The following is a 6688-nucleotide window of genomic DNA, read 5'->3' as shown; positions in this document are numbered from 1 at the left end:
CTCAAAATCTCGCGATCGCCAATGGCAATCCCCACCCGTTCCCCCGGCAGCCCTGCTTTTGAAAGGCTGAGGCAGTGGACAATGTTCCCGCCAAAAACGGGCGCTAGTTCGGTAAAATTCAAACTGGGGTAGGGTGGCCCATAGGCAGCATCAATCAGCACCGGCACGCCATAGGGCACAGCCAAATCGGCAATTTGGCGCACCTCTAGGTCTGTGAGTACATTTCCCGTTGGATTGCAGGGACGGGAGAAGATTACACAGCCCGTGGTGTCGTCAATGTGCAGTTGTTGAAAGTCTGGACGATACTTAAAGGTGTGATCCGCTTCAAAAACCTCAAGGCGCGGACGATAGGCAACAACGGTATTGGGGGTAAGGCTGACGCCACCGTAGCCTGTGTATTCGGGACTTAAAGGAAGAACGACTTTCTTTAATTGACCGTTGGCGCTCAAGCCCCCAAAGGCATTGGCAGCAAAGAAGTAGAGGGCCTGACTGCCGGGGGTGACAAGGACGTTGCGCTCCGTCAGGTTCAAACCATAGCGGCGATTAAAATCATCGACAACAGCAGCAATCAACGGTTCATACCCTTGGCTGGCACCATAGCGGCAGACCACTTGGCCAAATTCTGGGCTGGCCATCAGTTCGTGGGTACAGTCACGCCACAGTTGCTCGACCTCAGGGAGAATGAGGGGGTTGCCTGCACTCAGGTTAATGAGGTCTTGGCCGCGATTCAGGCGCAGCGTCTCGATAATATCCTTCATGATTGCCCGGACTCCCGTCAGTTGGGACATTTGCTGGCCAATCTGGGAGAGTGCAGGATTCATAGGCAAAGGACATAGACAGTATTGGTTAGGATAGCATCTGCGCTTCTATTCAGGGACAGATAGAACCAATAGACACGGTCAATGCTGCTCTGCGGTAGGTCACTGTAACATAACGTTAGAATAGGTCAAGAACTGTAAGGGATTCATGGCAGCCTTTATCCCCTTCGTCGGCAAAGCTTCATCCCCGGGGCGATCGCTCGTGATTGGGGTGATTGCCGCGGGCCTAGTGGGCGGTGCTGGACTACTTCTCTGGCGATCGCGCCAAACGCCCCTTGACCTAGATCGCTACACCGTCTCCGTTCAAGACAGTCGCGATTTAGTTGCTCGCATCGCGGCCACGGGCAAAGTAGTGCCTGTGCAAACTGTCAATATCAGTCCAAAGCGAGCGGGTCTTTTGGCAGAACTGTACGTCGAACAGGGGGATCGGGTGAAAGCGGGTCAAATCATTGCCCGTATGGACAACCGCGATGAACAAGCGCAACTCGCCCAAGCCCAAGCCAACCTAGCGGACGCCATTGCCCGTCGCGATCGCATCGTTGCCGGGAACCGGGCTGAGGAAATTGCCCAAGCCGCAGCCCAAGTGCGAGCCGCCACCACCCGCGCTCAATTGGCAGAAGAACGCCTGAAACGCAATGAATTCTTGGCGGCGGAGGGGGCGATTCCCCGCGATACCTTGGATGAACTAAGAGCGAATCGCGATAGTGCGATCGCCAACCTCAATGAAGCCCAAAAGCGTTTGCAACTCTTACAGCGTGGCTCCCGCAGTGAAGACATCCGTCAAGCAGAAGCCGCAGTGGCTGCTGCCCAAGCCCAAGTCCAAGCCGCCCGTGCTGCCCTCGAAGATACCGTGATTCGTGCTCCTTTTACGGGGATCATTACCCAAAAGTACGCCAGTCCAGGAGCCTTTGTAACCCCCACCACTACAGCCTCGGCAACAACCTCTGCCACTTCCACCTCCATTGTGGCGATCGCTGAGGGGTTAGAAATTCTTGCCGAAGTACCAGAAGTGGATATTGGCCAAGTGCTCGTGGGGCAACCCGTTGAAATCCGTGCCGATGCCTATCCAGGGGAAACCTTTCAAGGGCGGGTGCGGCTAGTAGCTCCCGAGGCAGTGGTGGAGCAAAATGTCACCTTCTTTCAGGTGCGGGTTTCCTTGGTGACAGGGCTAGAAAAGCTGCGTTCTGGGATGAATGTGGACTTAGATTTTCTGGGGCAAAAAATTAACAACGCTCTCTTGGTACCCACAGTGGCTATTGCCGTTGAACGGGGCCAAACGGGTGTTTATGTGGTGGGTGCAGACAAACGACCAAAATTCCGCCCCGTCACCATTGGCAGTAGCTGGCAAGATCAAACCCAAATTATCCATGGTGTCAGTGTCGGTGAGCGCGTCTTTATTGACTTTCCTGAGCGGCTACGTCCGAAACAGGAGTAGCCTATGGCCTTCCACCATGTTTCAATTCGCACAGCCAATATCCAGCGGGCGATCGCCTTCTATGAATGCCTAGGCTTCACGATGGAGGTCCGCTTTACCACGGGCTATACCCTCGCCTGTTGGCTCAAGGGCTGGCACACCCGCCTTGAGCTTCTGCAAGTCCCTCAACCGAAGCCGGCGGCGGATTCCTTCCACGATGAGCACTACGTCGGCTACTACCATCTTTCCTTTGATCTCAGTGACCATCCTGACCCCCTTGAAACATGGCTCAATCAGGTGGGAGAAACCCTAAAGGCCCAGAGTTTACCCTTTCAGCTATTGCTGAAGCCAACTCAGCAAGTGATTGGTTCATCCCTTTATCACGTCGCCTTTATCCGCGATTGTGATGGCTTGCCCCTTGAATTTTTGCAGTGTCTGGGTTCCTGCTGAGGCCTAAGCGCCGATAAAATAAGGGGGCTGAGAGATTTTTGGGTCGTAGATAGGCATGCAACTGCAAACGGTTACTACAGCAATTCCCGACTGGTCGGGGGATTTACTGGCGATCGCTGTGTTTCAAACGGAAGGCACCCTCACCCTCACCGACCCCTACACGACCCTCGATCAACGCCTCAATGGCCTATTGCAGGAACTCATCAACGAAGGGGAATTTCAAGGTAAGTCTGGTACCTCCCTCCTGATGCGCCTATTACCCAACTTTCCCCTTAAAAAACTCCTGCTTGTTGGCCTTGGCAATCGCGAAGAATTTAACTTAGAAGCCCTCCGTCGCACTGGCGCCACCATTGCCCGCACTGCCCGCCGTGAACGCGCAAAAACCCTAGGCATAGCACTGCCCCATGAAACTTTAGAGGCGGCTGATGCCGCCCAAGCCGTTGCCGAAGGGGTTATCCTTGCCCTCCACAGTGATGTCCGCTTCAAGACTGACCCGGAAGCGCGCAAACTCTTACCCTATCCAGAAGTCGTGACCCTTTTAGGGCTAGGGGAACAAACTGCCGCCTTGACCCGGGCGCAGCGGATTTGCGATGGCGTGATTCTGGCGCGGGAACTGGTGAACGCCCCTGCCAATGAAGTGACTCCCGTCACCCTTGCAGAAACTGCTCAGCAACTGGCAGCCACCTATGGCCTGAGAGCCAAAATTTTGGAGCGCGATGAATGTGCTGCCCTTGGCATGGGTGCCTTTTTGGGCGTGGCCCAAGCCTCTGATTTGCCGCCAAAATTTATTCACCTTACCTACACTCCCCTCGGCAACGTACAGAAGAAAATTGCCCTCATTGGCAAGGGGTTAACGTTTGATTCCGGCGGCCTCAACCTCAAAACCCAAGGGGGCATTGAAACCATGAAAATGGACATGGGGGGAGCTGCAGCCGTTTTGGGAACGGCCAAGGTCATCGGTCAACTCAAACCCGCTGGCATTGAAGTCCACTTTATTATTGCTGCCACTGAAAACATGATTAGTGGCCGGGCGCTGCATCCGGGGGATATTCTCACCGCCTCCAACGGTAAAACCATCGAGGTCAACAACACCGATGCTGAAGGCCGCCTCACCCTTGCTGATGCCCTTGTCTATGCCGAAAAACTGGGCGTAGATGCGATTGTGGATTTAGCCACCCTGACAGGTGCCTGTATTGTTGCCCTGGGAGACAATATTGCCGGTCTTTGGAGCAATAACGCCGAATTAGCCCAGGCGCTGCAAAAGGCCAGCGATCGCTGCGGGGAAAAATTCTGGCAAATGCCCCTTGAAAATAAATACTTTGAGGCCATGAAGTCCCAAGTGGCTGACATGAAAAACACGGGCCCGCGCTCGGCAGGGTCAATTACTGCCGCCCTATTCCTTCAGCAATTTGTCGACCATACCCCTTGGGCACACCTTGACATTGCTGGACCAGTCTGGACGGAAAAAGAAGATGGCTACAACAATCCCTGTGGAACTGGCTACCCCGTGCGCACCCTGGTGGAGTGGCTATGCAGTCTCAGTGCCTAGGAACTAAATGCGATCGCCCCAACGGCTCATTGTTAAAGGTAGCCAAATTTTAGATCAGTGCGTTACCTTGACTGCTGAGCAGCAGCATTATCTATACCATGTGTTGCGTCTCAAAGGGGGAGATGAACTCTGGATTCTTGACGGTCAGGGTCAGCGGTGGCTTGGAGCACTCCAAGGGCACACCGTCAAGCTGTTACGCCCTGATTGCCGTGAGACGGAACTGTCCACTGAGATTATTCTCTGTCTGGCTCTACTCAAGGCAGCGAACTTTGAGCAGGTGTTGCAACAGGCAACGGAATTGGGAGTCAAGCACATTGTGCCCATTCAAACAGCGCGATCGCTCCTGCAACCCAGTATCAATAAATACCAGCGCTGGCAACGCATTCTCCAAGAGGCCGCCGAGCAAAGTGAGCGTCTTTATGTGCCTACCCTCAGTGAGCCCCTGTCGGTTGCCGAAATGGTCAGTCTCACCCCCAAGGGCTACATTGCAAGTTTAAGTGCCCCGCAACTCCTGTGGAATTGCTTGCCCCAGATGAATCTTTCTGGGCCCATTTATCTAGCGATCGGGCCAGAGGGCGGATGGACAGCCTCGGAACTAGAGCAGGTCTTAGTTGCTGGGTGGCAAGCATTTTCCTTGGGTCGGCGTACCCTGAGAGCCGTCACTGCCGCGATCGCCAGCCTGAGTGTGGTGAGCCATTATGCTGAGAGACACTGCGTCAGCCCACAACAGCATTGACAACACAACAGCCACCTCGATACACTAGAGTTTCGGTAAAATTAACGTAAGCCCCAATGCCCACCATCCAGCAACTGATCCGCCAAGAGCGGGAACTGTTGAAAAGAAAAACAAAATCTCCTGCCCTCAAAGGCTGCCCTCAACGGCGTGGGGTATGCACACGGGTCTACACAACAACGCCCAAAAAGCCCAATTCTGCCCTGCGCAAAGTGGCACGGGTACGCCTGACCTCTGGCTTTGAGGTGACCGCTTACATTCCGGGAATTGGCCACAACTTACAGGAGCACTCCGTGGTCATGATTCGCGGCGGTCGTGTTAAAGATTTGCCCGGTGTGCGCTACCACATTATTCGTGGCACGCTGGATACTGCCGGTGTCAAAGATCGCAAGCAAGGTCGCTCCAAATATGGAGCCAAGCGTCCCAAGCCCGGTGAAGCTGCTGCTACCGGTAAGAAAAAATAATTTCCGTTCTCTTCCATCTTCTTGAGTCCATCCTTGAAACCTTAAACTTCACTAGAAAACAAAGCACCTATGTCTCGTCGCACTCGCGCTCAAAAACGGCCTACTGCCCCTGATCCGGTTTATAACAACGTGCTGGTGAATATGTTGATCCAGCGGGTCATGCGCAATGGCAAAAAATCCCTTGCCAGCCGCATTGTCTATGACGCAATGAAAACCGTCCAAGAGCGCACTGGTGAGGACGCCGTGCAAGTTTTTGAGCGTGCAGTAAAAAATGCAACGCCCTTAGTGGAGGTCAAAGCCCGTCGTGTGGGGGGTGCCACCTACCAAGTCCCGATGGAAGTTCGTCCCGATCGCGGGGTTTCCTTGGCCTTGCGCTGGTTAGTGCAATTTTCCCGCAAACGAGCCGGTCGGTCGATGTCAGCTAAGCTGGCCAATGAATTGATGGATGCTGCCAACGAAACAGGCAGCACCATCCGCAAACGGGAAGAAACCCACAAAATGGCAGAAGCCAACAAGGCCTTCGCCCACTATCGCTACTAAACCGTCACACGATCCAAGAGTTGGATACAATTACTTAAGAATTCTAACGTAATGCAACAAACAAGGAGGTAGCTGTGGCACGGACGACCCCGCTAGAGCGAGTGCGAAATATCGGGATTGCCGCTCACATTGATGCGGGCAAAACAACCACAACTGAACGTATTCTGTTCTATTCCGGTGTAGTGCACAAAATTGGTGAAGTGCACGAGGGTACCACGGTTACCGACTGGATGGAACAGGAGCGAGAGCGGGGCATCACCATTACAGCAGCCGCCATTAGTACCTCCTGGAAAGAACACCAAATCAACATTATTGACACCCCCGGCCACGTGGACTTCACGATTGAAGTGGAGCGCTCTATGCGCGTTCTCGATGGGGTGATTGCGGTATTCTGCTCCGTTGGTGGTGTGCAGCCCCAATCAGAAACCGTGTGGCGGCAAGCCGATCGCTACAGCGTCCCGCGCATCGTCTTTGTCAACAAGATGGATCGCACGGGGGCAAACTTCTACAAAGTCTATGACCAGATTCGCGATCGCCTGCGGGCGAATGCCGTGCCGATTCAGTTGCCCATTGGTGCCGAAGATCAGTTCAAGGGCATCGTTGATCTGGTGCGGATGCGCGCCAAAATCTACAAAGACGACCTTGGCAAGGAAATCGAAGACACTGAAATTCCTGCCGAAATGACTGAACTGGCGCAGGAGTATCGCACCAAGCTTATCG

Annotated in this window: 8 protein-coding genes; 7 read left to right on the top strand and 1 reads right to left on the bottom strand. The window is 54.0% G+C overall.

Annotated elements, in window-relative coordinates:
* Window positions 1-821: valine--pyruvate transaminase (locus H8Q75_RS04760; protein WP_297040827.1), on the bottom strand; the 821-nt coding region annotated here is incomplete at its 3' end.
* Between the two features lie 145 nt (window positions 822-966).
* Here H8Q75_RS04760 and H8Q75_RS04755 point away from each other — a divergent pair.
* The 7 genes from H8Q75_RS04755 to H8Q75_RS04725 form a co-directional block, all read left to right on the top strand.
* Window positions 967-2253, top strand: a complete 1287-nt coding sequence (locus tag H8Q75_RS04755; protein WP_024124789.1) for an efflux RND transporter periplasmic adaptor subunit — start codon at window positions 967-969, stop codon at window positions 2251-2253.
* 3 nt (window positions 2254-2256) lie between these two features.
* Window positions 2257-2682 carry a VOC family protein gene (locus H8Q75_RS04750; RefSeq protein ID WP_024124790.1) on the top strand — a complete coding sequence of 142 codons (426 nt, stop codon included), beginning with the start codon at window positions 2257-2259 and terminating at the stop codon, window positions 2680-2682.
* Between the two features lie 55 nt (window positions 2683-2737).
* Window positions 2738-4231: a leucyl aminopeptidase gene (locus tag H8Q75_RS04745; RefSeq protein ID WP_024124791.1), complete on the top strand. Its 1494-nt coding sequence runs from the start codon at window positions 2738-2740 to the stop codon at window positions 4229-4231.
* A 7-nt stretch (window positions 4232-4238) separates the two neighbouring features.
* Window positions 4239-4967, top strand: a complete 729-nt coding sequence (locus H8Q75_RS04740) for a 16S rRNA (uracil(1498)-N(3))-methyltransferase (RefSeq protein ID WP_297040826.1) — start codon at window positions 4239-4241, stop codon at window positions 4965-4967.
* A gap of 56 nt (window positions 4968-5023) precedes the next feature.
* The gene (gene rpsL / locus H8Q75_RS04735; protein WP_011057584.1) at window positions 5024-5428 is read left to right on the top strand and encodes a 30S ribosomal protein S12; all 405 of its coding nucleotides are present in this window, start codon (window positions 5024-5026) and stop codon (window positions 5426-5428) included.
* Between the two features lie 69 nt (window positions 5429-5497).
* Window positions 5498-5968: a 30S ribosomal protein S7 gene (rpsG, locus tag H8Q75_RS04730; protein WP_024124792.1), complete on the top strand. Its 471-nt coding sequence runs from the start codon at window positions 5498-5500 to the stop codon at window positions 5966-5968.
* 74 nt (window positions 5969-6042) lie between these two features.
* On the top strand, window positions 6043-6688 hold a 646-nt coding region (locus H8Q75_RS04725), incomplete at its 3' end, for a GTP-binding protein (protein ID WP_297040825.1).

The sequence above is a fragment of the Thermosynechococcus sp. OHK43 genome, from assembly GCF_014466085.1.
Classification (GTDB): Bacteria; Cyanobacteriota; Cyanobacteriia; order Thermosynechococcales; family Thermosynechococcaceae; genus Thermosynechococcus.
Note: the sequence above shows the minus strand (reverse complement) of the source record. Positions and strands in the feature narration are given on the sequence as shown.